Source organism: Thermohalobaculum sediminis (assembly GCF_023487995.1).
GTDB classification, from domain to species: domain Bacteria; phylum Pseudomonadota; class Alphaproteobacteria; order Rhodobacterales; family Rhodobacteraceae; genus Thermohalobaculum; species Thermohalobaculum sediminis.
In genome coordinates this window covers 68,230-95,053 of record NZ_JAMFKN010000006.1, presented here as the reverse complement: position 1 = coordinate 95,053, position 26,824 = coordinate 68,230, and the positions used below count along the sequence as shown (strand labels likewise).

Annotated in this window: 27 protein-coding genes; 12 read left to right on the top strand and 15 right to left on the bottom strand. The window is 68.7% G+C overall.

What is annotated here, in order from left to right; translation table 11 throughout:
* Positions 1 to 190: 190 nt before the first annotated feature.
* A complete protein-coding gene (locus M1105_RS13365) occupies positions 191 to 1,723 on the bottom strand; it encodes an ABC transporter substrate-binding protein (protein ID WP_249580873.1) in 1,533 nt (510 codons plus the stop codon).
* A gap of 239 nt (positions 1,724 to 1,962) precedes the next feature.
* Here M1105_RS13365 and ettA point away from each other — a divergent pair, with 239 nt between their 5' ends.
* Positions 1,963 to 3,618: an energy-dependent translational throttle protein EttA gene (gene ettA, locus M1105_RS13360; protein WP_249580872.1), complete on the top strand. Its 1,656-nt coding sequence runs from the start codon at positions 1,963 to 1,965 to the stop codon at positions 3,616 to 3,618.
* A 13-nt stretch (positions 3,619 to 3,631) separates the two neighbouring features.
* Here ettA and M1105_RS20970 read toward each other — a convergent pair whose 3' ends face one another.
* Positions 3,632 to 3,850 (bottom strand): abortive infection family protein, encoded by a 219-nt coding sequence (locus M1105_RS20970; protein WP_406600624.1) that lies wholly within the window; start codon positions 3,848 to 3,850, stop codon positions 3,632 to 3,634.
* A gap of 82 nt (positions 3,851 to 3,932) precedes the next feature.
* Between M1105_RS20970 and M1105_RS13355 the strand changes: the two genes are divergently transcribed.
* Positions 3,933 to 4,181, top strand: coding sequence for a hypothetical protein (locus M1105_RS13355; RefSeq protein ID WP_249580871.1), 249 nt, complete (start codon positions 3,933 to 3,935; stop codon positions 4,179 to 4,181).
* 5 nt (positions 4,182 to 4,186) lie between these two features.
* On the opposite strand, the gene M1105_RS13350 is transcribed toward M1105_RS13355, so the two are convergent.
* Positions 4,187 to 4,477, bottom strand: a complete 291-nt coding sequence (locus tag M1105_RS13350) for a hypothetical protein (RefSeq protein ID WP_249580870.1) — start codon at positions 4,475 to 4,477, stop codon at positions 4,187 to 4,189.
* 277 nt (positions 4,478 to 4,754) lie between these two features.
* Complete coding sequence (locus tag M1105_RS13345) at positions 4,755 to 4,937, bottom strand: hypothetical protein (RefSeq protein ID WP_249580869.1); 183 nt, start codon at positions 4,935 to 4,937, stop codon at positions 4,755 to 4,757.
* A 274-nt stretch (positions 4,938 to 5,211) separates the two neighbouring features.
* On the opposite strand from M1105_RS13345, the gene M1105_RS13340 reads away from it, so the two are divergent.
* From M1105_RS13340 to M1105_RS13330, 3 genes are all read left to right on the top strand, one after another.
* Positions 5,212 to 5,559, top strand: coding sequence for a hypothetical protein (locus M1105_RS13340; protein WP_249580868.1), 348 nt, complete (start codon positions 5,212 to 5,214; stop codon positions 5,557 to 5,559).
* A 396-nt stretch (positions 5,560 to 5,955) separates the two neighbouring features.
* A complete protein-coding gene (locus M1105_RS13335; protein ID WP_249580867.1) occupies positions 5,956 to 6,165 on the top strand; it encodes a cold-shock protein in 210 nt (69 codons plus the stop codon).
* Between the two features lie 506 nt (positions 6,166 to 6,671).
* Complete coding sequence (locus tag M1105_RS13330; protein ID WP_249580866.1) at positions 6,672 to 7,157, top strand: hypothetical protein; 486 nt, start codon at positions 6,672 to 6,674, stop codon at positions 7,155 to 7,157.
* A 51-nt stretch (positions 7,158 to 7,208) separates the two neighbouring features.
* Here the strand turns inward: M1105_RS13330 and M1105_RS13325 are convergent, their stop codons facing one another.
* The 3 genes from M1105_RS13325 to M1105_RS13315 all read right to left on the bottom strand — a co-directional run bounded on the left by M1105_RS13325 (position 7,209) and on the right by M1105_RS13315 (position 9,887).
* Complete coding sequence (locus M1105_RS13325) at positions 7,209 to 7,412, bottom strand: dodecin family protein (RefSeq protein ID WP_249580865.1); 204 nt, start codon at positions 7,410 to 7,412, stop codon at positions 7,209 to 7,211.
* Positions 7,413 to 7,606: 194 nt separating this feature from the next.
* A complete protein-coding gene (locus M1105_RS13320; RefSeq protein ID WP_249580864.1) occupies positions 7,607 to 8,740 on the bottom strand; it encodes an ABC transporter ATP-binding protein in 1,134 nt (377 codons plus the stop codon).
* 61 nt (positions 8,741 to 8,801) lie between these two features.
* Complete coding sequence (locus tag M1105_RS13315; RefSeq protein ID WP_264759630.1) at positions 8,802 to 9,887, bottom strand: polyamine ABC transporter substrate-binding protein; 1,086 nt, start codon at positions 9,885 to 9,887, stop codon at positions 8,802 to 8,804.
* 194 nt (positions 9,888 to 10,081) lie between these two features.
* On the opposite strand from M1105_RS13315, the gene M1105_RS13310 reads away from it, so the two are divergent.
* Both M1105_RS13310 and M1105_RS13305 read left to right on the top strand, forming a co-directional pair.
* On the top strand, positions 10,082 to 10,987 hold the full coding sequence (locus M1105_RS13310; RefSeq protein WP_249580863.1) for an ABC transporter permease subunit: 906 nt from the start codon (positions 10,082 to 10,084) through the stop codon (positions 10,985 to 10,987).
* On the top strand, positions 10,987 to 11,790 hold the full coding sequence (locus tag M1105_RS13305; RefSeq protein WP_249580862.1) for an ABC transporter permease: 804 nt from the start codon (positions 10,987 to 10,989) through the stop codon (positions 11,788 to 11,790). The genes M1105_RS13310 and M1105_RS13305 overlap by 1 nt, the downstream gene beginning before the upstream one ends.
* 6 nt (positions 11,791 to 11,796) lie before the next feature.
* Here M1105_RS13305 and M1105_RS13300 read toward each other — a convergent pair whose 3' ends face one another.
* A complete protein-coding gene (locus M1105_RS13300) occupies positions 11,797 to 12,714 on the bottom strand; it encodes a histone deacetylase family protein (protein WP_249580861.1) in 918 nt (305 codons plus the stop codon).
* A gap of 44 nt (positions 12,715 to 12,758) precedes the next feature.
* Positions 12,759 to 13,358, bottom strand: a complete 600-nt coding sequence (locus M1105_RS13295) for a biotin transporter BioY (RefSeq protein ID WP_249580860.1) — start codon at positions 13,356 to 13,358, stop codon at positions 12,759 to 12,761.
* A gap of 193 nt (positions 13,359 to 13,551) precedes the next feature.
* Between M1105_RS13295 and M1105_RS13290 the strand changes: the two genes are divergently transcribed.
* Positions 13,552 to 15,648, top strand: a complete 2,097-nt coding sequence (locus tag M1105_RS13290) for a hypothetical protein (protein WP_249580859.1) — start codon at positions 13,552 to 13,554, stop codon at positions 15,646 to 15,648.
* Here the strand turns inward: M1105_RS13290 and M1105_RS13285 are convergent.
* Positions 15,638 to 16,465 (bottom strand): metallophosphoesterase family protein, encoded by an 828-nt coding sequence (locus M1105_RS13285; protein ID WP_249580858.1) that lies wholly within the window; start codon positions 16,463 to 16,465, stop codon positions 15,638 to 15,640. The two genes, M1105_RS13290 and M1105_RS13285, sit on opposite strands and share 11 nt — an antisense overlap.
* A gap of 73 nt (positions 16,466 to 16,538) precedes the next feature.
* On the opposite strand from M1105_RS13285, the gene M1105_RS13280 reads away from it, so the two are divergent.
* The 3 genes from M1105_RS13280 (at position 16,539) to M1105_RS13270 (ending at position 19,375) form a co-directional block, all read left to right on the top strand.
* The gene (locus M1105_RS13280) at positions 16,539 to 17,861 is read left to right on the top strand and encodes an HlyC/CorC family transporter (RefSeq protein WP_249580857.1); all 1,323 of its coding nucleotides are present in this window, start codon (positions 16,539 to 16,541) and stop codon (positions 17,859 to 17,861) included.
* A gap of 70 nt (positions 17,862 to 17,931) precedes the next feature.
* Positions 17,932 to 18,360, top strand: coding sequence for a hypothetical protein (locus tag M1105_RS13275; RefSeq protein ID WP_249580856.1), 429 nt, complete (start codon positions 17,932 to 17,934; stop codon positions 18,358 to 18,360).
* 34 nt (positions 18,361 to 18,394) lie between these two features.
* A complete protein-coding gene (locus M1105_RS13270; RefSeq protein WP_249580855.1) occupies positions 18,395 to 19,375 on the top strand; it encodes an NADPH:quinone reductase in 981 nt (326 codons plus the stop codon).
* Positions 19,376 to 19,441: 66 nt separating this feature from the next.
* On the opposite strand, the gene M1105_RS13265 is transcribed toward M1105_RS13270, so the two are convergent.
* From M1105_RS13265 to pdxH, 4 genes are all read right to left on the bottom strand, one after another.
* Complete coding sequence (locus tag M1105_RS13265) at positions 19,442 to 19,660, bottom strand: DEAD/DEAH box helicase family protein (RefSeq protein WP_249580854.1); 219 nt, start codon at positions 19,658 to 19,660, stop codon at positions 19,442 to 19,444.
* A 245-nt stretch (positions 19,661 to 19,905) separates the two neighbouring features.
* Positions 19,906 to 20,538 (bottom strand): glutathione S-transferase family protein, encoded by a 633-nt coding sequence (locus M1105_RS13260; protein WP_249580853.1) that lies wholly within the window; start codon positions 20,536 to 20,538, stop codon positions 19,906 to 19,908.
* Positions 20,539 to 20,557: 19 nt separating this feature from the next.
* On the bottom strand, positions 20,558 to 21,301 hold the full coding sequence (locus M1105_RS13255; protein WP_249580852.1) for an SDR family NAD(P)-dependent oxidoreductase: 744 nt from the start codon (positions 21,299 to 21,301) through the stop codon (positions 20,558 to 20,560).
* A gap of 164 nt (positions 21,302 to 21,465) precedes the next feature.
* On the bottom strand, positions 21,466 to 22,104 hold the full coding sequence (pdxH, locus tag M1105_RS13250) for a pyridoxamine 5'-phosphate oxidase (protein WP_249580851.1): 639 nt from the start codon (positions 22,102 to 22,104) through the stop codon (positions 21,466 to 21,468).
* A gap of 148 nt (positions 22,105 to 22,252) precedes the next feature.
* On the opposite strand from pdxH, the gene fabI reads away from it, so the two are divergent.
* Complete coding sequence (gene fabI, locus M1105_RS13245; RefSeq protein ID WP_249580850.1) at positions 22,253 to 23,062, top strand: enoyl-ACP reductase FabI; 810 nt, start codon at positions 22,253 to 22,255, stop codon at positions 23,060 to 23,062.
* Positions 23,063 to 23,197: 135 nt separating this feature from the next.
* On the opposite strand, the gene putA is transcribed toward fabI, so the two are convergent.
* The gene (gene putA / locus M1105_RS13240) at positions 23,198 to 26,761 is read right to left on the bottom strand and encodes a bifunctional proline dehydrogenase/L-glutamate gamma-semialdehyde dehydrogenase PutA (protein WP_264759629.1); all 3,564 of its coding nucleotides are present in this window, start codon (positions 26,759 to 26,761) and stop codon (positions 23,198 to 23,200) included.
* Positions 26,762 to 26,824: the final 63 nt, after the last annotated feature.

Below are 26,824 nucleotides of genomic sequence, written 5' to 3'. Positions count from 1 at the left end.
AGAAGGCAGGGCGGGCCGCCCCGATGTCAAGAGCGCCCGCCCCGCATGCCCCCCAACCCCGCTGCCCCGGGCTCGGCTCGGGGCCTCGCCAGGGAGCTAGCCGGCCAGCCGGTGCGCTCGGCGCCTGAGTCCCCCGAACGCGGAAGGCCGCGCCTTGCGGCGCGGCCCCCTGGTTCAGATTGGCCGCCGATCAGGCGAACCACCACCGCTCGATCAGCTTGTGGCCGTCCATGTCCCAGTTCGACGCGAGCGCCCCATGGTCGAGCTTGGTCGAACGCGCGAAAACATAGGACGAGAACATCGGGATCACCGAGCCGCCCTCGTCGCGGCAGATGATCTGCATCTCGCGGTAGATGTCGGCGCGCTTGCCGGGATCGAGCTCGGCCCGGCCTTCCTTCAGCAACTTGTCGAAACGCTCGTTCGACCAGAACGCCTCGTTCCAGTCGGCGCCCGACTGGTAGACCTGGCTGAACATCCAGTCCTCGGTCGGCCGCCCGCCCCAGTACGAGCCGCACCAGCCTTTCTTCATCCACACGTCCGACCAGTAGCCGTCACCCGGCTCGCGCACCACGTTGATGGTGATGCCGGCCTTGGCCGCGGACTCGGAATAGAGCACGCCCGCATCGACCGCGCCGGCAAAGGCCGCCTCGGACATGTGCAGATCGACCGCGAGGCTGTCGAGCCCGGCCTTCTTCAGGTGGAACTTCGCCTTGTCGGCATCGAAGGCCATCTGCTCGATGTCCTTGGCCAGGAACACGTTGGCGGGGCCGATCGGGTGGTCGTTGCCGAGCGTGCCATAGCCCTGCAGGATCTTCTGCAACAGCTCCTCGCGGTCCAGCGCATACTTCAGCGCCAGCCGCACGTCGTTGTTGTCGAAGGGCGCCATCGTCGTGATCATCGGCAGCGTGTAGTGCTGGTTGCCGTTGGTCTGCTCGACGGCGATGCCCGGCGCGCGCTTCAGGCGCTCGACGGTCTTGAGGTCCACGCGGTCGATCACATCGACCTCGCCGGTCAGCAGCGCATTGGTCCGCGCCGCCGAGTCGATGATCGCGATCTGCTCGATCGCGTCGAAATGCGCCCGGTCCGACTTCCAGTAGTCCTTGTGCCGCTCGTAGGTCGCGCGCACGCCGGGCTCGAACGAGGTGATCTTGTAGGGACCGCAGCCGATGCCCTGGCTCCAGTCGATCTTGCCATCCGCGGCCGGCATGATCGCGAGGTGGTAGTCCGACACGATGTAGGGGAAGTCGGCATTGCCGCCCGACAGCGCCACCACGACGTTGTCGCCGTCGGCCTTGATGTCCTCGATCTGGCCCACGATGCCCGCGGCGGCCGACTTCGAGTCGGGCCCGCGGTGGTAGTTGATCGAGGCCACCACGTCCTCGGGCGTCACGTCCTTGCCGTTGTGGAAGGTCACGCCCTTGCGCAGCTTGAACACCCACTGCTTGGCGTCGGGGCTCGCCTCCCAGCTCTCGGCGAGCTCGGGGGCAAGCTGGTTGTCCTGGCCGATCTCGGTCAGGTAGTTGTTGTAGATGAAGCCCTGGCCGATGGTGAAGTCGTTCTCCCACACGCCGGGGTCGAGGTTGTCGGTCGTCGAGCCGTGCCCGCGTCCGATCCTGAGGGTGCCGCCCTTCTTCGGGGTCTGCGCGAACGCCTTGGGCGCCGCCATCAGCGCGGCCCCCGCGGCGCCGAGCTTGAGAAGCTGGCGGCGGTCGAATTCGGTCATGCGTGGTCTCCCTGCAGGGGCTTTTGACATCTGCCCGCCCGGCCGCCCCCATGGGGCCGGAGAGCTTTCCCGGCCGCGGCTGTCCGCGGTCCCGGCGCACAGTCTTGTCGGAAATCCCGCGCCGCGCCAGAGCGTTTGCGACCCTCGCGGGCCGCTTTCACGCCACCGCGCGTTGCGCCGGGCCCGCTCGCACGATATTGATCCGCCCCGAATCCTTCCAGCCCCCGGAGAAGCGCGCGATGGCCAGCTACCAGTACGTCTACCACATGGATGGCGTCTCGAAGACCTATCCGGGCGGCAAGAAGTGCTTCGAGAACATCCGCCTCTCGTTCCTTCCGGGCGTGAAGATCGGCGTCGTCGGCGTCAACGGCGCGGGCAAGTCCACGCTGATGCGCATCATGGCGGGTCAGGACAAGGACTTCACCGGCGAGGCCTGGGCGGCCGAGGGGGTGCGCGTCGGCTACCTGCCGCAGGAGCCGAAGCTCGACGAGAGCCTCGACGTCCGCGGCAACGTGATGCTGGGCGTTGCCGCCAAGCAGGCCAAGCTCGACCGTTACAACGAGCTTGCGATGAACTACTCGGACGAGACCGCCGACGAGATGGCACGCCTGCAGGACGAGATCGACGCCGAGAACCTGTGGGACCTCGACGCGCAGGTGGATGTCGCCATGGAGGCGCTGCGCTGCCCGCCCGACACGGCGCGCGTCGCCACCCTCTCGGGCGGCGAGCGGCGGCGCGTGGCGCTATGCAAGCTGCTGCTGGAAGCGCCCGAGATGCTGCTGCTCGACGAGCCCACCAACCACCTCGACGCCGAGACGATCGCCTGGCTGCAGAAGCACCTGATCGAGTACAAGGGCACGATCCTGATCGTCACCCACGATCGCTACTTCCTCGACGACATCACCGGCTGGATCCTCGAGCTCGACCGCGGCCGCGGCATTCCCTACGAGGGCAACTACTCGTCCTGGCTCGAGCAGAAGGCCAAGCGGCTGGAGCAGGAAGCGCGCGAGGACAAGTCGCGCCAGAAGGCGCTGGCCTCGGAACTCGAATGGATCCGCCAGTCGCCCCGCGCCCGGCAGGCCAAGTCCAAGGCCCGCATCAACGCCTACAACGAGCTTGCCTCGCATTCCGAGCGCGAGCGCGTGGGCCGCGCCCAGATCATCATCCCGAACGGGCCGCGCCTCGGCTCGAAGGTGATCGAGGTCGAGGGGCTGAGGAAGGGCTATGACGACCGGCTGCTGATCGACGGCCTCGACTTCTCGCTGCCGCCGGGCGGCATCGTCGGCGTGATCGGGCCGAACGGAGCGGGCAAGTCCACGCTGTTCCGCATGCTGACCGGGCAGGAGCAGCCCGACGCCGGCACCATTTCCCTCGGCGACACGGTGAAGCTGTCTTACGTCGATCAGAGCCGCGACGACCTCGACCCCAACAAGACCGTGTGGGAGGTGATCTCGGACGGCCTCGATATCCTCCAGCTTGGCGACGCCGAGATCCCCAGCCGCGCCTATTGCGGCGCCTTCAACTTCAAGGGCGGCGACCAGCAGAAGAAGGTCTCGCTCCTCTCGGGCGGCGAGCGCAACCGCGTCCACATGGCGAAGCTCCTGAAATCCGGCGGCAACGTGCTGCTGCTCGACGAGCCAACCAACGACCTCGACGTGGAGACCCTGCGCGCGCTTGAGGATGCGCTGGAGGCTTTCGCCGGCTGCGCAGTCGTGATCAGCCACGACCGGTTCTTCCTCGATCGCCTCTGCACGCATATCCTGGCGTTCGAGGGCGAGGCGAAGGTCGAGTGGTTCGAGGGGAACTTCCAGGCCTATGAGGAGGACAAGATCCGCAGGCTGGGGCCGGATGCGGTGGAGCCGAAGCGGATCAAGTATAAGAAGTTTGCGAGGTGAGGGAGGCCACGTGTCATTCCCCGTGCCTCCACAAATCTTTGCCGGGGAACCGTTTTTCCCACGTTGCAATGAGAAATAACGAAATGGAGCTTGCCGAGTTAATTGCCAACTCGGCAACTCTTTTGTCTATCCTTCTAGTTCCCCTTTCTCTTCCATGCGCATCTCCGCTATGGGTTCTCAGAGAGCCGATGCCTGAAACTGCGGTAGTAAGCCCAGCAAGAATCTGACGGATATCCGCCGCGGCCTCGCCCTAAAGGTCTTCCCTATCAGCAGACAGCTTCAATGGAACCTTGACGGCCTTGTAGAGTGTCTGAATGTCCATCTTCTTCGGCAGAGGCTCCCCAAGCTCCACGAGGATGGAACGGCAGACGCTCTCCAGCATCGAGCAGGCTGCGGTTATGGCATCTTCCGGATCGATATCCGCAGCTTTGTGCGCGCGCTCGACCTCTCGCAAGACTGTATCGAAGTTCACTTTCTGCGCGGCGCTCGAAAGTTTTTCCGCTCCAATCCGCGGCGATGTTGTTGGTATCGATTCCAAAAACTCGGAAAGCTTCTTTGTCTGAAAAAATTAATCCGCATACTTTAATTCTGTTAATTCCAGATCCATCGCGCCAATTGATATAAGATGATTATCAATCTCAATCAAATTCCTGGTCTCTTCCGCTGCCAACTCCCAAAGTGCCTCGAGAACCTGAACAACATCATGCCGTGAGGAATTCTCAATGAAGCACCGCAGCCGATTCACCTTCGAGTTGCCGCGAGTCGCGTATTCACTAGAATAGATGTCTATGCCGAGTTGGTCCTCAAAAAATTCCTTGAATCCTTTATTGTTGAAGTCGAGTACGTAACCGGCACCCATGTCAAAAAAATTCGTCGATTTGGCGCCACTGGAAATGCTTCAAACTCACCACTTGCGCGCTCCAATCTAGTTATCTCCGCTCAAAAAAGCGAAATCTGATCCGCATTGCAAGCAGCAAGCCTAGCAACTGTCTTTCACGTTGCTGCTCTGGTGTAGACGGTTCCGTCGCGGATCATGGCGTTGAGGATGGTGAGAAGCTTTCGGGCGCAGCACTCGTAGGGCGGGGTTCACCCCGCCACCCCTCCCGCCGTCGCACACCGGCGGGGTGAACCCCGCCCTACTCCCCAAACCGGCCGTCGGGAACCTCGACCGACCACTCCGCCTCCACCCGGCCCAAACGGATGTCGCGGTGGATCGACGAATGCGGCCAATCCACCGCCCGCGCGGCGAACCCGTGCTTCACCGGGCTGGCCCAACAATACCGGACGTGAGCCGCGCAATCCGCCGCGTCGCGGATCATGTCGGCTTCGGCCCCGGGGCTTCGCCCGCTCGGGGCGGAAACAGGTCCACCGAACCGATGTCCGGGCGCGCCTCACGCCAGAGTCTCGGGTACCGCGGTCCCATCTCGAACCGGCCCGCACGGCCCACATGACCCCCGCCCTGATCGCCCGCGATCCGCATCGCCCGATTCCCTTAAGAAAATCTCCCGATCTCCCCTACCCTTCCGCGTCGCCTCGCGGTCCCCCGGAGGAGGGCTGGAACTGCCGGGCGGCGGAACCGGAAGGGGAATCCGCATGAAGAAATCCGATCATTCCGATATCACCAAGAAGGGCTTCGACCCCCAGTGGTGGGAGTCGAGAGCCCCGAAGCTTTTCAAGATGAACAAGGATGTCATTCAGGCTCTGCACAAGATCCGGACAGCCTTTATCGGCCCGAACGGCCTGCCCAACCTCCAGCGCGCGAAGGAGACCGGGTTCAAGCTCGAGAACGTCGAGGTAATGTACAAGGACCTCATTCACATCCTTACAAGGGCGCAGAAGGAGTGCGTGAAGGGCGTGCATGACGACACGAAGGCCGGCCTCGACATCTACCTGAAGCAGGCGAAAGTCGGCCAGATGATGGTCCAGGCTGCCCTCAAGTAGCACCCACGCGATGCATGGGGCGGGTCCGCCCGCCCTATCCATCGGCACTTCCCTCGCCCCGTCCTTCGTGACGGCCGCTCCCGCCCCGTGGCGCCGAGGGCCCCGCGCCCGGGACCGCCTGCGTCGAGGCGCAATGCCCGCGGTCCGGCACAGCCAACGAGGCGCCGGTGCCGAAGCAAGCCGCAGGGGCATGCCGGCACTCACGACTCCCGCCGCACCGCACCGCCCTCTCCGCGCAATTCCCTTGCAATCCCGCCCCGAAAGGCCCATGTATGGCGCGCGACGTTATCTCTATCGAACCGCTGTCTCCCTAACCGGCTTCAGTCACTCGATCTTGTCATGACTGCGCCGGGCTGCCGCATGTTGCGGGCAGCGACACACAAAGGAGACATTCACATGGCCAAGGGCACTGTGAAGTGGTTCAATGCCACCAAGGGTTTCGGCTTCATCCAGCCCGAGGGCGGCTCGAAGGACGTGTTCGTCCACATCTCGGCTCTCGAGCGCGCGGGCATCGACCGTCTCGATGACGGCCAGAAGGTGACCTTCGACATCGAGAGCGGCCGCGACGGCCGCCAGTCGGCCGGCAACCTTCAGCTCGCCGACTGACCTGCCGCGACGGGCGCGCGCCGACGGCGCGGCGCCCTGGCGGTCACACGAAGCCCGCGCGTCCCCGCGCGGGCTTTTTTCATGCCCTCGCGCCTGCGGCCCCCGCGCGATCAAGAATTGGCGCGGCGCGCCGGGGCCGCTCGCGGCGACGCACAAAGGAACGGGACGGGTCACGACGCGCATGTCCGCCCGCGCCCGGCCGTGCCGCGAAGTCCGGAGCCGCCTGTCCCAAGATGATACGGGGCCGGGACACGCCCAGCCTGCCCGCGCAACTTACGCGCGAACTGCCCGGCGGCCCGCGACATTGCCCGTCACCGGCAAGAATTTCTTCCTTATACTCTCTCGCGTTTTCTCGGATGACATTAAATCGCAAATAAAATTTCATGTAAAATCGGCCTTGCGTCGCCGGGCGCGACGCCACATACTTTCCCTGCCGTGTGGCGTTCCCCATTCAATCGGTGTTTTTCGAGTTTTCACAAGCCCTTGAAGCTCCGAAAGGGTGATTCATGGCAGACGAACTCAGGAAGACCACGCTTAGCTTCTCGCGGCCCGCGCAACTTGCGGGTGCGGACCGGGTGCTGCCGGCAGGCGACTACCTGATCGAGTGGCGGCAACATTTCCTCGACGACGTGTCGATGCCCGAGGCGCCGGCGACCGAGGTGCGTCTCCATCTGGGCACGGACGATGCCGCCGAGGTGCTCACCGTCGCTTGGGTCGAGTTGCGGGCGGCGCTGTTGCGCGACCGCGCGCCCCTCCCGCGGCCGGGCAAGCCCCCCGTCGACGACCTGCTCGCCGACCCGCTCATCCGCCTCGTGATGTCGAGCGACGGGCTGAGCGGCCACGCCGTCCGCCGCGCCCTGCGCGCGGCCCGGATGCGCCGCACGGGGCTCGCGCCCCTCGCCGGGCGGCCCCGCCATGCACCCCAGCAGGCGCCGGGACGCGGCAGCCCCGGGCAGGTTGCCCCCCGCGGGCATCTGCCCGCCCCCTTCTGACCGGCACGGCGCGCGGCGCGCGCGTTGGCGCGCGCCGCCGACGTCTTGCGGTCAATCCTCAAGAACGAATGTCACTTTCATGTTGACGCGATACTCGGCGATCCGGCCGTTCTCGACCGCGACGGTCTGATCCTGGACCCAGGCACCCTTGACGTTCTTCAACGTCTTGGAGGCGCGTTCGACCCCCTTGACGATCGCATCCTCGAAGCTGGTGCTCGACGCCGATGTGATCTCGGTCACGCGTGCGACGCTCATGGCGGTTCTCCCTCCTCGGATGGGTTTGCGCCATGCAGTCTGCACGCTGGCCGGGGCTGTGCCTTGATACACCTCAAGGTTGTGCGGATTTCGCCGGAGGCCCCATGCCGCCGGGGGAGCACCTTCTCGGGATATTCGTTTTAGATCAGAATTTTGAGCCGCACCTCACGCGAGACACCACGCGCCTTGCAACGTCACTCCTGCAGCAGCACCAGCGCCGAAGCGTCCCAGGCCAGCCGAACCGGGTCGCCCCAGGTGATCTCGCGCTCGGCCGCGCGCAGCCGGTTCGTCCGCGCGACCTTGACCCTCAGATCGGGCGTGACCCGGACATGGTAGATCGACATGTCGCCCAGATAGGCGATGTCCTCGACGTGGCCCACCATCTCGTTGACGCCCGCCGCCTCGCCCTCGCCTGCGCGGGAAAGCGAGATCTTCTCGGGCCGCAGCGCAAGCTCGACGGCCGTGCCCTCGCTCCGTGACGCCGCGGCGGGACATTGCGCGGTGCCGCCGGCGGCGAGATCGATGGTCCCGTCGCCCCGCACGCCGCCGGTCAGGACGTTGACGTCGCCGATGAAGTCGGCCACGTAGCGCGAGGCCGGGGCCTCGTAGACCTCCTGCGGCTCACCCACCTGCGCAACCTTGCCGTCGCGCATGACCGCGAGGCGGGTCGAGACCGTCATCGCCTCTTCCTGGTCGTGGGTGACGATCACGAAGGTCAGGCCGAGTGTCTCCTGGATGTTCACCAGCTCGAACTGCGTGGCCTCGCGCAGCTTGCGGTCGAGCGCGCCGAGCGGCTCGTCCAGCAGCAGGAGCTTGGGCTTCTTGGCCAGCGCGCGAGCCAGCGCCACCCGCTGGCGCTGCCCGCCGGAAAGCTGGTCGGGCCTGCGCCGCGCGAACTTCTCGAGCCGCGTCAGCGCCAGCATCTCGGCCACGCGCTCGCGGATCTGGGGACGGGGCATGCGCTCCATCTGCAGGCCGAAGGCGATGTTCTGCTCAACCGTCATGTGCGGGAACAGCGCATAGCTCTGGAACATCATGTTCACCGGCCGCTCGTAGGGCGGGATGCGCGAGAGGTCCTCGCCGCCCAGCAGTATCTGGCCGGAATCGGGCGTCTCGAACCCCGCGAGCATCCTCAGCAGCGTGGTCTTGCCGCAGCCCGATGGTCCCAGCAGGGCGAAGAACTCGCCGCGGTAGATGTCGAGCGAGACGTGATCGACCGCGACCGTCTCGCCGAAGCGCTTAACGAGGTCGACGATTTTCAGATGCGGCACGGCGCTTGGATCGCGCCAGGGCTTGAGGGGGGTGTCGCGCTTCTCGGCAACCGCCACGGCAGCCTCCAATCGGAAGGGGCGCGCGCCGGGCCCGACTGGGCCCGGCGCGCACAGGCTGTCACGAACCGGTCTTGATCCGGGTCCACTCGCGCGTCAGCACGCGCTGCTCGGCCGGGCCGTAGGGCGAGGTCACGTAGAGCTTCTCGACCGTCTCGGCGGACGGGTAGATCGCCGGGTCGCCGATCACGTCCTCGTTGAGGAGCGGCTGCGACGCCTTGTTGCCATTGGCGTAGTAGACGTAGTTCGACGCCTTGGCCGCAACCTCGGCGCGCATGATGTAGTCGAGGAAGATGTGCGCCTCCTCGGGGTGCGGAGCGTCCGAGGGGATCGCCATCTGGTCGAACCACATGAGCGCCCCTTCCTTCGGGATCGCGTATTCGACGGTCACGCCGTTGTTCGCCTCGGCCGCGCGGTCTCGGGCCTGCAGCACGTCGCCCGACCAGCCCACCGCCAGGCAGGCATCGCCGTCGGCCAGCGCGTTGATGTAGGGCGACGAGTTGAAGCTGGTGACCGAGGGCCGGATCTTTGCGATCAGTTCGGCCGCCGCGCGGATGTCGTCGACGTTTTTCGAGTCGGGGTCCTTGCCCATGTAGTTGAGCGCCGCAGGGATCATCTCGTCCGGCGCGTCGAGGATATGGATCCCGCAATCGGCGAACTTCGCGATCAGCTCGGGATTGAAGATCACTTCCCACGAGTCGATCGTCTCGGCGCCGAGGCGTGCCTTCACCGCATCGACATTGTAGCCGATCCCGGTGGTGCCCCACATGTAGTTGATTGAATACTCGTTGCCCGGGTCGTATTTCGCGGTCCGTTCCGAGATGCGGTCCCACATGTTGGCAAGGTTCGGCAGCTTCGACTTGTCGAGCTTCTGGAACACGCCCGCCTGGATCTGGCGCTGCAGGAAGCCGCCTGTGGGAACGACCACGTCGTAGCCCGACGATCCCGCCAGCATCTTGGTCTCGAGGATGTCGTTCGAGTCGAAGACGTCATAGACGACCTTGATCCCGGTCTCGGCTGTGAACTCCGCGAGGATCTCCTCGTCGATGTAGTCCGACCAGTTGTAAACATTGACGACCCGGTCCTGGGCACCGGCCGGAACAGCCAGCATCAGAGCCAGCGCCGTGCCGGTCAGAAATCGCGTCATGATCACCTCTCCCGATCTTCTGTTTGGGGGCCGCTGGGCCATCCGCAGCCTGTTTCCGGCGGCAGCTTAACGCCCGCAAGGGCCCTTGCAAGGTCTAAATGCCGCGGTGCGGAACAGGCTTGCAAGCGCCGCTGCGGCCGCTCTAGGCTCGGGCGGCAGGCCGCTTCTGCGGCGGGGCGGGAGTGCGTCGGGGAATGGCGGGACAGGCGGTTGGACATTCGGGCTGGGGGCGGCGCGCCGCGATCCTGATCCCCTATCTGTGGCTGATCGCCTTCTTTCTCGCGCCCTTCCTGATCGTGCTCAAGATCTCGATCAGCACGACGGCGATCGCGCAGCCGCCCTACACGCCGGTCTGGGACTCGATGGGCGCGGCGCTCACGCATCTCGCGACACCCAATCTCGGGAATTACAGCTTCCTGTTCGACGATCCGCTGTACATCGACTCGTATCTCAACTCGCTCAAGGTCGCGGGGCTGTCCACGCTGATCGCGTTGCTGATCGGCTATCCCATGGCCTATGGCATCGCGCGCTCGTCGCGGAACTGGCGCGGAGCGCTGCTGACACTGGTGATCCTGCCGTTCTGGACGTCGTTCCTGATCCGGGTCTACGCGTGGGTCGGCATCCTCAAGACCGAGGGCATCCTGAACGCCTTCCTGCTGTGGACCGGCGTGATCTCCGAGCCGCTGCAGATCCATTTCACGCCGACCGCGGTCTATATCGGCATCGTCTACAGCTATCTTCCTTTCATGATCCTGCCGCTCTACTCGACGCTCGAGAAGCTCGACGAGAGCCTGCTCGAGGCCGCCGCCGACCTCGGCGCGCGCCCCTTCACGACCTTCTGGCGCGTAACCCTGCCGCTCAGCATGCCGGGCATCGCAGCCGGCTGCTTCCTCGTCTTCATCCCGGCGGTGGGCGAGTTCGTCATCCCCGAGTTGCTGGGCGGGTCGTCGACGCAGATGATCGGCCGCACGCTGTGGAACGAGTTCTTCCAGAACCGCGACTGGCCGCTTGCCTCGTCGGTCGCCGTGCTGCTGCTGATGGTGCTGGTGGTGCCGATCATGATCTTCCAGCGATATGCGCGGCGCGAGGGGACGGGCTGATGCGGCGCGGACCGGGGCTGTTCCTGAAAGGCGCGATGGCGCTGGGCTTCGCGTTCCTCTACGCGCCCATCCTCATCCTGATGCTCTATTCCTTCAACGCCTCGAAGCTGGTCACGGTCTGGGGCGGCTTCTCGACCCGGTGGTATGTCGAGCTGTGGTCGAACACCGCGCTGCTCGATGCCGCCTGGGTTTCGGCCACCGTGGCGGCGACAGCCTCGACGCTGGCGACCGTGCTGGGCGTGATGGCGGGCTATTCGCTGGCGCGCGTGCCGCGCTTCCTCGGGCGGACGCTGTTCTCGGGCATGGTGCTGGCGCCGCTGGTCATGCCCGAGGTCATCACCGGGCTGTCGCTGCTGCTCGCCTTCATCTCGGTCTCGATGGACCGCGGCTTCGTGACCATCGTGATCGCGCATGCCACGTTCTCGATGTGTTACGTCGCGATCGTGATCCAGGCGCGGCTTGCCGGCTTCGACCAGTCGGTCGAGGAGGCGGCCGAGGATCTGGGCGCGCGCCCTGCCACCGTGTTCCGCCGGATCACCCTGCCGCTCATCATGCCGGGGGTGATCTCGGGCTGGCTCCTGAGCTTTACGCTCTCGCTCGACGACCTCGTGATCGCGAGCTTCACCTCGGGGCCGGGCTCGACAACGCTGCCGATGAAGATCTTCTCGTCGGTGCGCCTCGGCGTGACGCCCGAGATCAACGCCATCGCCACCATCCTGATCGGCCTTGTCGCGATGGGGACGATCTTCTGGTCGCTGGCGCTGAAGCGGGCCGAGGCCAACCGGCTTAGGGCGGCGCAGTAGGGCCGCTCAGGCGGCGGCGCGCGCCGCTTCCTCGAACACCATCGCGTGACGCTCGGCCAGCCGCATGGGGTCGCTGTCGTAGCCGCCGCCGATGACGATCACGAGCGGCACGCCCGCGGCGCGCACGGCGTCGATGACCAGACGCTCGCGCGCGCGCAGCCCCGCCATCGAGACGGCCAAGCGTCCGAGGCGGTCGCCCTCCCAGACATCGACGCCGGCATTGTAGAACACCAGCGCCGGCGCCGATGCAGCCAGCGCCTGCGCCATCGACGCGCCCAGCGCCGCGAGGTAGTCGCCATCGCCCGTCCGGTCGGGCAGCGCCACGTCGAGGTCCGAGCACGCCTTCCTCGCCGGAAAGTTCTTCGCCGCATGGACCGAGAGGCAGAACACGCTGGCGTCGCCGCCAAAGATCCGGGCGGTTCCGTCCCCCTGATGCACGTCCGCGTCGATCACGAGGATGCGCCCGGCAAAGCCCTGCGCGCGCAGGTTCCGGATGGCGACGGCGACGTCGTTGAAGACGCAGTAGCCCGCTCCGCCGTCGGGCCCCGCGTGATGCGAGCCGCCGGCGGAATTCGCGGCGATCCCGTGCTCGAGCGCGAGCCATGCCGCCAGCAGCGTGCCCGAGGCCGAGAGCCGGGCGCGCCGCGCCACCGCCTCGCTTGCCGGCAGGCCGATGCGCCGCACCTCCTCGGGCGCGAGCCGCCCGTCGAGGACCCGCGCCACGTATCCGGCGTCATGCGCCAGTGCGACCTGCGCGGCCGTCGCGGGGGCCGGCGCAAGATACCGGCCCGGCACGAGCAGCCCCCTGCGCGACAGGGCGTCGCGCAGATAGCCGTATTTCGACATCGGAAAGCTGTGCCCGGGCCTCAGCGGCGCCTGGTAGTCCGGGTGATGTACGATGGGCAGCATCGCGCCGTGGGACACGCGGCCCGCATGGACGGGCCGCGCAGATCCTGCGTGCCCCGCGCTCAGCGCCGGGCGTCGCCGACCATGCGCCACGCTGCCGGAATCAGCAGCGCCGCGAGCGCAAGCTTCAGCGCGTCGCCCGCGAGGAACGGGTAGAGGCCCCAGTCGAGGATCGGTTTGTCCCAGCCATAGAGCTGGCCCAGCCACAGCAGGCCGGGCACGTAGATCGCGAGGTTGCCGAGCACCAGCGCCAGCGCCATGCGCCCGACGCTGCGGTCCCAGCCCGCCCGCGCGAGCGCCCCGAGGAGACCCGCCGCGAGCACGAAGCCCAGCAAGTATCCGCCGGTGCCGCCCAGCATGTAGGCGATCCCGTGCGACTCGGCCGAGGACGAGGTGAAGACATCGAAGCCGAGCGCGCCCACTGCCAGATAGGCCAGCACCGTGCCGACGCTCAGCCGAAGCCCGTAGGCCGCGCCGATGGTCAAAACGACGAAGGTCTGCATGGTGATCGGGACCGGCCAGAACGGAACCTTGATCTTGGCCGCGACCGCCAGGGCCGCCACGCCGAATGCCACCAGCAGAACCTGCTTGGCGCGCAGGGCCGCGCCCTCTCCGCCGGGCAGCGCCTCGGCCAGAACCCGCTTGGTCAGGGGGGATGCCATCAGTCTCTCCTCCGTCTTCGCCCGCGGTCGGCACGGCCTTCCGCCCGGCCGATCTATGCACCGCGCGCCCGCTCCGCGCAAGCGGCAGGCATGTCGCGCCCACGCACCGGGCGGCCCGCAACTGTCCCTTTTCGCGCTCGCATGCTTTTGGCTAATGTCGGAAGGACGATGGGGGCAGGACGGAGACGCGACCTTGGCGGAAGGCGGCGAGCGCAGCCGGTCGGAACGTCCCTGCAACGATCCGGCGCATGCCCGGCAATCGAATGCCGATGCGCCGCAGCTTGCGCTCGATCTCGGCGGCGGCACGGTCGCGCTTCTCCGGCGCGAGGGCCTCGAATGGCGCGAGGTCGCGCGCGCTGGAATCCGCCCCGACGGCACGCTCGCCTCGGCCTCGGCACTGCTGCGCGCGGCGCGGGACGAAGCGATGGAGTTCGACGGGACGGCCGCGCCCACGCCGCGGGTGACACTGTGGCTGCCGCCGGAGCAGGTTCTGGTGCGCCGGCTCGCCTTGCCGCCCGGCGAGCCCGCGCGTTGGCACGCGGCGCTCGCCGATGCCGCGGCGGTCAGCGGCCAGCGGACCGAGGATCTCGCCCTCGACATCGCGGCGCCGGGGCCGGACGGGCGGTCGGTGGTGCTCGCGGCCTTCGCGCAGAGCTGCCGCGAGGCCCGCGCCTATGCCGAAGGCTGGGGCTTCGCGCCGGCCGCGGTCTCGACGGCGGTCGAGGCCGCCGCCTTCGGCCCCGGCGGCCCCGAGTTCCGGACAGGTGGCGCAGGCCCCATCCCCGCATCGCCCACCCATCCCGCGAGCGCGCTGGAAGAGCCCGCACGCGCGGACGCGCGGCCCGCGCGCCCCCCGATGCCCGGCGCTGCCGCACGACCCGCTGCCCCGAAAGCGCGGCGACGGGTGGCGGCCATCGGCACGTTGGCCGCGATCGCGCTCGGGCTCGTGATCCACGCCGCGCCGTGGGAGCGAAACGCGGCAACTCCCGACCGGTCGGCGTCGGTCGAGAGCGCGGCGGCGCAGCCGGAGATGGACGGCCCCGGCGCGCGCCACGCGTTTGCGCCCGAAGCGGCCGAACCGGAGGGCAGCAGCACGCGGCCCACGCCCGACATCGCCGCGACCGACACCGCCGCCGGGCAGCAGGCCGGGCCTGTTCCGGCACGGGTGCCGTGGCCTGCGCCGCTGGTCGCCCGCACCGGCTCCACCGTCGATCTCTGGACCGGTGCGCCCGAGCCGTCGGCGCCGCCACCGCCCGCGCGCCCCGCGCCATCGGCGCTGGCAGCGCCGTCCTCTCCCGCCGGGCTGCCCGAACTCGATCTCCCGCCCGGGATCGCGACAGCTGAAGCGGACGCGTCCGCCGACATGCCCATAGACGCGCGCCCCGACGCCCCCAACGACGGGGCTGGCGACGCGCAGCCGGCCATCGTGCGCCCAGGCCCGACGCTCTGGAAGCAGCCCGTGCGGACGCGAGGGGGTCCGTCGCCGTCGCTCGCGGCCTCAGCGATCGCGGCGGAGGGGCCGGGTGCAGCGGCCTCGGACATGCCGGCGGCAGAACTCGCCGACGGGACCGAACTTGCCGAACTCGCCCCTGGTGTGCTGGCGCCCGGAAAAAGCATCGCACCCCGGACCCGGCCGGCGGACGATCCCGCCGCAGTGGAGGGCGCAAGCGACGACGCAGCCCCGCGGGCCCCGAGCGCGGCCACCGGGGAGGGCGAGGCCGTTGGGGAGGGCGAGGCCGCCGAGATCCCACAGGACGCCTCGGCGCTCGCACCCGCGGCATCACCGAGCCCGAGGCTTCGCGGGCAGGGCGGCACGGCCGCGGATGAGGTGGATGTGGTGGGCGGGCGGGACACGGGCGCCGCGGACCCGGGCGCCGATGCTCCGGGCGGCGAGGACGCGGGAGAGCCCGCCTCGGAGCACGCCGCCGCGGACGCCCCCCGCCCCTCCCCGCGCCCGGCGACGCTGGGCGCGCCGATCCGGCCCTCGGCGCGGAACGGCGGCGGCACCGGGGCGGCGATGCCGGCCCTGCCCGGCCTGAGCCGCTCGGCGCCGCGGCAGGTGCAGCGCTCGGCCGTCGAGCAGGGCATCCCGCTCGACCGCACGGCGCTCATCGGCATCCTCGACATCGAGACCGGCCGGCAGGCCCTGCTGCGACTGCCGAATGGCCGCTACGAGCGGCTGATGCTCGGCGACAGCGTCGAGGGCTGGACGGTCAGCGCGATCGGGATCGACGCGATGCGGCTCACGCGCAATGGCGAGGAGCGCACCCTGCGGCTGGTCAACCGCTGACGGCCCGCGCCGGTGCGCGCCGCAAGGCAGCGGGCAGAATGTCCTCGCTGGGCCACCAGCCGGTTTCGAGGCAGACGTCATAGCCCTGCACGAGGCCGGCCGAGCGCATGCCGGCCTGCGCCCCGCGCCAGTCGTAGCCGAGACGGCGCATCTCGACGCCGCCCGCCCGGATGATGGCGTAGGACACCCGCCGGTCGCCGTCATGCGGCGGCATCCCCAGCGCCCCGGTGTTGAGCCACAGCCGCCCCCCGACCTCGCGCCGGAAAGGCACGCCGCAATGCCCGGCGAGCACTGCGTCGACCGGCCCGACCGTCCGTCCGAGAAGTGCGATCTCGGCCGCGAACACCGCGTCGTCGTCAGTGGGCCAGACATAACGGTTGACCGCGCTCGCGCCGCCATGCAGCACGCCCCAGCGGCGCCCATGTGCCCGGAACGCCGCGAGCCGCGGCAGGCCCTGCATCCAGTCGCGCGCCTCGAGCGGAATGGCGGCCGCCGCATGCGCGAACCACGCGCCCGAGGCAAGATCGCAGGCGGTGCCGGTTGCGAAGCCGCAACCGCAATCCCCGGCCCCCGCACCCAGGCTCTCCTCGCAGTTCCCGGCGATCGACCACATGCCCCGTTCGCGCAGCAGGGCGAGCGTCCGCGCCGGCTCGGCGCAATAGGCGCAGTGATCGCCGGTCGAGACCATCGGCGCCGCGCCCAGTCCCAGGTGCGCGAGTTCGGCGATCAGCGCCTCGGCGGCATGCGCGTTCGAGACGGCGCCGCCGAAGGCGACCACATCGCCCGCCAGATCGCGCAAGTCCATGAAACCGCTCATCACCTGCCTTGTTCCCGGCCCGCTGCGCGCCCATAACTGGAAGCAGATCTTCTGATGTGCAAGGACCATCCGGATGGACCCCGCAATTCTGTGGACGAGCGGCATCATTCTCGTGCTGCTCGGCCTCTCGGCCTTCTTCTCGGGCAGCGAAACGGCGCTGACCGCAACCAACCGCGCGACGATGCACGCGCTTGCCGCGCAGGGCTCGCGCGGGGCCTCGACGGCGCTGAGGCTGACCGAGGACAACGAGCGGCTGATCGGCTCGATCCTGCTCGGCAACAACCTCGTCAACATCCTTGCCGCCTCGCTCGCGACCTCGATCTTCACGATGATGTTCGGCGAGGCGGGCGTCGCCTGGGCGACGCTGGTGATGACCTTCATGGTGCTCGTGTTCTCCGAGGTGCTGCCCAAGACCTACGCGATCAGCAACCCCGAGCGGGCGGCGGTGCGCGTCGCCCCCATCATCGCGGTCGTCGTGCGCGTCTTTGCGCCGATGGTCGCCTTCATCCGGGTGATCGTGCGCGGCGCGCTGCTGGTGATGGGCGTCCGAACCGACCCCGATGCCCATGCGCTGGCGCCCTACGAGCTGATCCGCGGCACCATCGCGCTCCATGCCCGCGAGGGGGGCGTGGACAAGGCCGAGCGGGACCGGCTTCTGGCCGCGCTCGACCTGCGCGACCGCGAGGTGGCCGAGGTGATGCGCCACCGGCGCGACATCTCCTCGATCTCGGCCGACGCGCCGGCCGAGGAGATCGTCGACTTCTGCCTCGGCTCGCCGCACACCCGCATCCCGCTGTGGCGGGGCGAGCCCGAGAACATCGTCGGCGTGCTCCACGCCAAGGACCTGCTGCGCGCGTTGAACCGGCAGATCCGGGCGAAGGAATCCATGGCCGAGGCGCTGTCCACGCTCGACGTGATGGCGGTGGCGATGAAGCCCTGGTTCGTGCCGGACACCCGGCCGCTCGACGACCAGCTGCGCGCCTTCCTCAAGCGCAAGTCGCATTTCGCGCTGGTGGTGGATGAATACGGCGTCCTTCAGGGGCTGATCACGCTCGAGGACATCCTCGAGGAGATCGTGGGCGACATCGCCGACGAGCACGACATCGAGCGCGAGGGGATCGTGCGCGAGGCCGATGGCTCGATGATCGTGCAGGGCTCCATGACGATCCGCGACCTCAACCGCGCCTGCGACTGGAACCTGCCCGACGACGAGGCCACGACGATCGCGGGGCTGCTGATCCACGAGGCGCAGACGATCCCGACCGAAGGGCAGGTCTTCGCCTTCCACGGGATGCGCTTCGAGGTGCTCGAGCGCCAGCGCCACCAGATCACCCGCCTGAAGCTCAAGGCGCTGAAGGGCGTCACGCCCAATGCGGGCCGCGCGATGCAGGCGTGAGCTCCGTCACGCCGTCGGGCGCCCGGCCATGGCATCCTGCGGAGATTCGCGAAGCTGAGGGAGGCGGCAGATGGCGAGACGGCCCGGGCAGAAGGTCAGGGACGGGCGCGGCGGCGTGTCCGACGCGGACCGCGCCGACTCGAAGAAGAAGGTGGCCATCAACAAGGCCGAGCAGAAGGCCGCCTTCTCGGAAATCGTGAAGCGACACAACGCGATCGGCCGTGACGTGGCGAAGCTGCGCGACGCGATGGCGAAGATCGACCAGATGCAGAAGGACGAGGAGGAGAAGCGCAAGCTGCGCGAAAAGGTCGCCAAGGCCGTCGCCAAGGTCCTCAAGGACGCGCAGGACATGGTGAAATCGCAGAGCGGCACGGTGGTGGTGGACAAGGCGCTCGACGCGCAGCTGATGAAGTTCGCCTCGGCCAATACCGGGAACTTCCTTGTCATCCTGGCCTTCCTCGTTTCCTACTTCCTGCAGAAGAAGCCGAAGAAGGCCTGAGAGCGCGGCTCCGGGCGTTGCCAGGGGGAATGCGATGCGCGCGGCAATCTATCGCCGGTTCGGACCGGCGCGGGAGGTTCTGGAGATCGCCGATCTGCCGACCCCCGACCCCGCGCCGGGCGAGGTCGTGGTGGCCGTCCGGGCATCGGGCGTGAACCCCTCGGACGTCAAGCTGCGGGCGGGCTCGCGACCGGGTGCGACCATGGGCTGGGACTTCGTCGTGCCCCATTCCGACGGCGCGGGCGAGATCGTGGCGCTGGGCGACGGGGTGCCGCGCGCGCGGCTGGGCCAGCGGGTCTGGATCTGGAACGGCCAGTGGCGCCGCCAGATGGGCACGGCGGCGGAATTGATCGCGCTCCCGGCCGATCAGGCAGTGCCGCTGCCCGACGGAACCAGCTTCGCCGAGGGCGCCTGCCTTGGCATTCCGGCGATGACCGCCTGGGCGACCGTGCTGGGCGACGGGCCGGTCGATGGGCAGACGCTGCTGGTGACGGGCGGAGCGGGCACGGTCGGACGCTACGCCGTCCAGATGGCGAGGCTTGCCGGTGCGCGAGTCATCACCACGGTCTCGAGCGCGGCCAAGGCCGCGCATGCGGGGCCGGCGGATCACGTCATCGACTATCGCCGCGAGGACGTGGCCGAGCGGGTTCTGGAGATCACCGGGGGCCGCGGCGTCGATCGCATCGTCGAGGTGGACTTCGGCGCCAATCTCGACGCGACCACGCGCATGATCGCCGAGGGCGGGACGATCGCGGCCTATGCCTCGGCGGCGCGGATGACGCCGGGGCTGCCGTTCTATCCGCTGATGTTCCGCAATGTCCGGCTGTGGATGGCGCTTGTCTACCTGCTCGACCCGGCGCGGCGACGCCGGGGCGAAGCAGACCTTGCGCGCTGGCTTGATGCGGGCGCGCTGAGCCACGCGGTCGCCAGCACCCATGACCTCGACCGCGTCGCCGATGCCCACGTGGCGGTCGAGGCCGGCGAGAAGCTCGGTACGGTGGTGGTCACGCTCTGAGGCCATGCGCGCGGCCCGCAGCGGGCGTCGATGGAACCCACCGACGGCCCCCCAGGCGCCCGCGCGTCAGCCGAAGTGACGCTCCATCACGACGCGGGCGATGTCGGTGCGGCTCAGGCCATCGCGGGCAAGGGCGCGGTCGCTCAGCGCGTTCAGGCGCTCGAACTCGGCCGCGGCGGCCTGGGCGCGGCGCAGCGAGCCGGCCAGAGCGACGATGGCGGACATGACCCCCGAGAAACCCGGGACGCCGTGGCCAGTGCTGAAGGTGATGCTGCTCGACGACATGATGCTCTCCCGCATCTGCGAATTATGTTGCAATTGCTAATTGGTATACCAGGCACGCCTCAGCAAGCCAAGCAACTGCAAGGCGGCCTTGCAGTTTCTACATGCCTCTGATCGAAAAAGATGAATTTGAAGGCAACGAGTGCCCGCAGATCGCCCTCGGCGTCAGGAAGCTTCGTCGGCGCGGCTTTGGAGGAAAGGAAATTGTGCGACGCAACAGATTGGCCTCGCACGCGCGGGGCAGGCCGTCACGGCATGGGGATCGGCCCGGCATCCTTCGGCACGGCATAACCCCGCTGGACCGCGGGCCGCGCCGCGATCCGACGATACCAGTCGCGGACATTCGGGAATTCGGCGAGGTCGATGCGCTGCCATTCGAAGCGCGAGATCCAGGGCCAGCAGGCCATGTCCGCGATCGAATACTCGTCCGCGATGAAATCGCGCCCGGCGAGCCGGCGCTCGAGCACCCCGTAGAGCCGCCGCGTCTCGGTGGCGTAGCGCTCCTCGGCATAGGGCGCCTTGCCGGGATTGAACTTGAGGAAGTGATGCGCCTGCCCCGCCATCGGGCCCAGCCCGCCCATCTGCCACATGAGCCATTCAACGACCCGCCAGCGGCCCGCGCCGCTCTCTTCGCCATCGAAGCGCCCATACTTGTCGGCGAGGTAGAGCAGGATCGCCCCTGATTCCATCAGGCTCTGGCCGGTCTCGTGGTCGAAGATCGCGGGGATCCGATTGTTCGGGCTGATCATCAGGAACGAGGGCTGGAACTGCTCGTCCTTCGTGATGTCGATGGGCTTGACGGTGTAGGGGACGCCCAGCTCCTCGAGCATGATTGAAACCTTCCGCCCATTGGGCGTGGTCCATGTGTACAGGTCGATCATCTTCCCCTCGCCGCTACGCTCAGACGTGCTGGCCCCCGTTGATCTCGATCTCGACGCCCGTCACGTACGAGGACTCGGGCGTGCAGAGGTAGTAGATCGTCCGCGCAACCTCCTCCGGCTTGCCGAGGCGGCGCAGCGGGAGCGTCTCGGCCAGCTTCTCGGTGCCGGGGCTGAGGATCGCCGTTTCGATCTCGCCCGGCGCGATGGCGTTCACGCGGATGCCGTGGGGCCCATAGTCGTGAGCCATCTCGCGCGTCAGCGCCGCCAGCGCCGCCTTGGAGGTCGCATAGGCCGCCCCCGCGAAGGGATGCACGCGGCTCCCCGCGATGGACGTGACGTTGACGATGGCGCCCTGCGCCGCCTTGAGTTCCTCGAACATCCCGCGCGCCAGCACCACCGACGCGAAGAAGTTCACGTGGAACACCTGCCCCCATGTCCGCAGGTCGGTCGTGATGGTGTCGAGACGCTCTCCGCCCGCCCCCTTGGGCGAGATGCCCGCATTGTTGACCAGCGCGTGCAGCTTGCCGTTCGGCAGCCGGCGCTTGATCTCGGCCACCGCCTCGATGGTCGAGTTCGGGTCGGAGAGATCGACCTCGATGTGATCTTCCTCGCCGGCAAACCAAGGGCATTCCTCGGGAAAGGGCTGGCGCGAGCAGGTGATGACCCGCCAGCCGGCCGAGGAGAAGCGCTTGACGGTCGCGTGCCCGATGCCACGGCTCGCGCCGGTCAGCAGAAGCGTCTTGCCATCGAAGCTGTCGGCCATGGACTCTCTCAATCGCCAAGCGGAGTCGGAAGATCCGGTTCCGCGCCATCTGATCCGGGAACCCGAGCCGGATCAAGCCCCGCAGCGCCGGAGCCTCGGCACCCGCGCCGATCTTCGTGAAGCAACGGCGCGGGTGCCGCCGCGCGTGCGGAGGGGGCGTCCTCTCAGGGATTGAGCCGCTGCACCGTCCAGCCAGTCGCGTCGGTCCGCATGCGCGTCCAGCGGAAGCGATCATGCAGGCGGAAGTCGCCGTTCGCCCAGAACTCGATCTCGAGCGGACGGATGCGGTAGCCGCCCCAGTGCGGCGGGCGCGGCGGCTTCACGGGGTATTTCGCCGCGATCTTCGCGACCTCGGCCATCAGCGCGCGGCGGCTCGCGAGGGGGCGCGACTGGCGGCTTGCCCAGGCGCCGATCCGGCTCTGATAGGCGCGCGAGCTGTAATATTCGTCCGCCTGCTGCGGGCTGACCGTCTCGACCGGGCCGCGCAGGCGGATCTGGCGGCGCAGCGACTTCCAGTGCAGCACCATCGCGGCCTGCGGGTTGGCCTTGAGCTCGGTGCCCTTGGCGCTCTCCGAGTTGGTGTAGAAGACGAAGCCGCCCCGCGTCTGGCTCGGCTCGATTTCCTTGAGCAGCACCATGCGGACATTGGGCAGGCCGCGCGCGTCGGCGGTGGCCAGCGCCACGGCGTTCGCGTCCTCGGGCTCGGATGCTTCGGCCTCGGCCAGCCAGTCGCGGGCCAGCGCATAGGGATCGTCGCCCGCGAAGATGCCCGTAAGCCTGCCGCCTGTCGAAAGCTCCACCATGCCCGCTCTCCGCACGCTGCCACGGCCCGAATACCTAGCGTGCCACCCGGCTGCGTGGAAGCCCCCGGCCGCCGGTCTTGCTTGCCCGCAACCCGATTTTGCCCTAAGCCCGCCGCACGATGGGCCGAGGCGAGACGAGAGAGGGACCATGTCGGGACTGATGGCAGGCAAGCGCGGCCTCATCATGGGCGTCGCGAACGACAAGTCCATCGCCTGGGGCATCGCGAAGGTCTGCCGCGAGCAGGGCGCCGAGCTTGCGTTCACCTACCAGGGCGACGCGCTGAAGAAGCGGGTCGAGCCGCTGGCCGCCGAGGCGGGGTCCGAGATCGTCCTTCCCTGCGACGTCACCGATGCGGCCTCGATGGACGCGGTCTTCGCCGAGCTCGAATCGCGCTGGGGCAGGCTCGACTTCCTGCTGCATGCCATCGCCTATGCGGACAAGAACGAGCTCAAGGGCCGGTATGTCGATACCAGCCCGCAGAACTTCGAGATGTCGATGAACATCTCGTGCTACTCGTTTACCGCGCTCGCCCAGCGCGCCGAGAAGCTGATGACCGATGGCGGCTCGCTGCTGACCCTGACCTATTACGGCGCCGAGCGGGTGATGCCTCATTACAACGTGATGGGCGTCGCCAAGGCCGCGCTCGAGGCGTCGGTGCGCTACATGGCGGCCGATCTGGGCAAGCAGGGGATCCGCGTCAACGCGCTCTCGGCTGGGCCGATCAAGACTCTCGCAGCCTCGGGCATCGGCGATTTCCGCTACATCCTCAAGTGGAACGAGCTCAATGCGCCGCTCAGGCGCAACGTGAGCCAGGAGGATGTCGGCAAGGCCGGGTTCTATCTCTTATCGGACCTCTCGTCGGGTGTGACCGGCGAATGCCATCACGTCGATTGCGGCTATCACGTCGTCGGCATGAAGGCCGAGGACGCACCCGACATCGGCCTCGACCGCGGCTGAGGCCGCCATCCCGCACTGCACCCCGCTCCGAGCGGCTTTGTCCCCACGGGCCCGGCGGGCGACGGCCCGCCCAAGCCAGCGCGCCAGGATGCCGTGACGATTCCTGGCGCCGCGGCCTTCGCCGGGCGCACGCGCTCACGCCGTGCCTGCCTCTGCCATCAGCGAGGCATTGCCCCCTGCCGCGGTCGTGTCGACGCAGACATGCCGCTCGACCTGGTAGCGCGCCGGCGCATCGCCCGAGCTCAAGGGCGCCAGGATCGGCCCCTCGCGCGCAGAAAGGGCGCGGCGGATCGCCGCCAGCGCCTCGCCGCGTGCATCGCTCGCCACAGCGTCGAAGCCACGCAGTGTCGCGAGCGCCCCGGGATCGAGCCGGCCGTCGATTGCCGCGGGCCCATCGGGTTTCTGCACCGCACCGGGGCAGACGATCAGCGCCACATTCCCCGTCGCCGCCGCGCGCGCGGCCTGCGCCTCGGCCGAGGCGAGGTCCGGCCCGAGGCACAGCACCCGCCCGCGCGGGTGGAGAGAGAGCCGGTTCGACTCGCCGGTCGGTCCGGGAAGGCTCTCCGCCTCGCCCGCCGCGCGCGGAATGGCAAGCCGGGCAAGCGCCGCCTCCACGCGCCGCGGATCGAGCGGTGCGCCCTCGGCGGCAGCGCCGCCGACGCCGGAGGCGGGGCTCGATGCCCCGCCTCCGGCACCCGCCGCCCGCATGAAGCGGGCAACGTAATGCGGCCCGCCCGCCTTGGGCCCGGTTCCCGACAGACCCTCGCCGCCGAAGGGCTGCGAGCCCACGATCGCTCCGATCTGGTTGCGGTTGACGTACATGTTGCCCGCCCGGATGCGGTCCACCACATGCTGCACCCGATCGTCGATCCGGGTGTGCAATCCGAAGGTCAGGCCGTAGCCGGTCGCGTTGATGTCGTCGATCACGCGGTCGATGTCGGTCGCGCGGAAGGTCGCGACATGCAGCACCGGTCCGAAGATCTCGCGCTCGAGATCCGCGATCCCCGCGACCCGGATCACTGCCGGCGCGACAAATGTCCCGTCCCGCGGCACGCCCAGCGCCTTGACGAGGCGCCCGGCCGCCTGCGCGGCGGCGACATGGGCATCGATGCCGGCCTTCGCTTCCGCGTCGATCACCGGCCCCACATCGCTCGCCAGCTGCCACGGATCGCCGAGGCGCAGCTCGTCCATCGCGCCCGTCAGCATCTCGAGCACCCGTGGCGCGATGTCCTCCTGCAGATAGAGGCACCTGAGCGCCGAGCAGCGCTGCCCCGCGCTCTGGAACGCCGAGGCGATGATGTCGCGCACCGCCTGTTCCGGCAGCGCGGTCGAATCGACGATCATCGCGTTCAGCCCACCCGTCTCGGCGATCAACACGGCGTCGGGGGCGAGGTGGTCGGCCATCGCCCGGTCGATGCGCTTGGCGGTCTCGGTCGAGCCGGTGAAGCACACCCCCGCTATGCGCGGATCGGCCGCGAGCCGCCCGCCCACCGTCGGCCCGTCGCCGGGCAGCAATTGCAGGGCGGAGACCGGCACCCCCGCCTCGTGCATCAGCCCGACCGCGCGCGCGGCGATCAGCGGCGTCTGCTCGGCGGGCTTCGCGATCACCGCGTTCCCTGCCGCCAGCGCCGCCGCGATCTGCCCGGTGAAGATCGCGAGCGGGAAGTTCCACGGGCTGATGCAGGCGAATACCCCGCGAGGCGCGAGCCCCTGCCCCTCCAGCCGCTCGGCCTCGGCGGCGTAGAAGCGTAGGAAATCGACCGCCTCGCGCACTTCGGCCACGCAGTCGGGCAGGGTCTTGCCCGCCTCGCGCGCCGCTAGCGCGAACAGTTCCGCCGCGTGTGCCTCGTAGAGATCGGCAGCCCGGCGGAGCGCAGTCGCGCGCGAGGCCGCGTCCCGCGCCGACCATTCGCCAAAACCCTCGCCCGCCGAGGCGAGCGCGGTCTCGACATCGGCGGGCGTGGCCTCGACCACCCGTCCCACCGGCTCAGCGAGGTTCGCGGGGTTCATCGCCAGGCGTTCGGGCGCGCCGCCCACCGGCCCCGCGAGGATCGGGCGGGCCTCCCATACATGGCTGCGGAAGGGCGCGCGCGCGGCCTCGATCCGGGTGAGTTCCAGCGGGTCTGTCAGGTCCCAACCCTTGGCGTTGCGCCGCCCGGCGCCGTAGAGCACGGGCGGCCGGGCGATGGCGGGATTGGTGGCCTCGGCCAGCCCCTCGGCCACCGCGATGGGATCGCGGGCGATCTCCTCGGGGCTGACGCTTTGGTCCACGATCTGGTTGACGAAGGACGAGTTCGCGCCGTTCTCGAGCAGCCGGCGCACCAGATAGGCCAAGAGGTCGCGATGCGCGCCCACCGGCGCATAGATGCGACAGCGCTTGGCGTGCTTGCCCTTCACCGCCTCGTGCAGCACCTCGCCCATGCCGTGCAGGCGCTGGAACTCGAAGGGCCTCTCGCCCGCCATGTGCAGGATGGCCGCGACCGTGTGCGCGTTGTGGGTCGCGAACTGCGGATAGATCCGCTCGGTCATGCCCAGCAGTTTCCGCGCGCAGGCGAGGTAGCTGACATCCGTCGAGACCTTGCGCGTGAACACCGGGAAGCCGTCGAGCCCCAGCACCTGCGCGCGCTTGATCTCGGCGTCCCAGTAGGCGCCCTTGACAAGCCGCACCATGATCCGCCGGTCGAGCCGCGTCGCCAGCGCGTGCAGCCAGTCGATCACATGGCCCGCGCGCGGCCCGTAGGCCTGCACCACGACGCCGAAGCCGTCCCACCCCTTCAGCGCCGGGTCGGCCAGCACCGCCTCGATCACGTCGAGCGAGAGGTCGAGCCGGTCGGCCTCCTCGGCGTCGATATTGAGCCCCATGTTGGCCGAGCGCGCCAGCAGCGCCAGCGCCCGCGTGCGGCTGACCAGTTCCTCCATCACCCGGCCGCGCTGCGCCATCTCGTAGCGCGGATGCAGTGCGGAGAGCTTGACCGAGATGCCGGGATTCGCCCGGATGTCATCCGAGGTGCAGGCTGGCGCGATGGCCGAGATGGCGCGGGAATAGCTCAGGTGATAGGCGCGCGCGTCGCGGTCGGTGCGCGCCGCCTCGCCCAGCATGTCGTAGGAATAGGTGTAGCCCTTCGCCTCCATGGCCGAGGCGCGCTTCATGGCCTCGGCGATGTCGCGGCCCAGCACGAACTGGCGGCCCATCTCCTTCATCGCCTGGCCCACGGCGACACGGATCACCGGCTCGCCCAGACGCCGCACCGCGCCCTGCAGGATGCCGGCGATGCCGCCCTCCTCCTCGCCGAGAACGCGGCCCGTCAGCATCAGCGCCCAGGTCGAGGCATTGACCAGCGACGACGAGGAATGCCCCAGATGCACGCCCCAGTCCGACGGCGCGATCTTGTCCTCGATCAGCGCGTCGATGGTTTCGGCATCGGGCACGCGCAGCAGCGCCTCGGCCAGACACATCAGTGCCACGCCCTCGCGCGTCGAGAGGCCGTATTCCGCGAGGAAGCTCTGCATCAGCCCGGGGTCGGAGGCCGCCCGCACCTGCCGCACCAGCCCCGCCGCCGTGGCCGAAATCGTGGCGCGATCCCCGGGTGACAGCGCCGCGGTCGCGATCAGCCGGCGGATCACGGCCCCTTCGTCCGGCAGGATATCGGCGCGCATGGCCGAGCGGATGGCGTCGAGGTCGCGGTCGATGCTGGACATGGCTCTCTCCTTGCGGCCCCCCGCGGGGCCGGTCTCGCGGTCGGGCGCAGGATAGCATTGGCG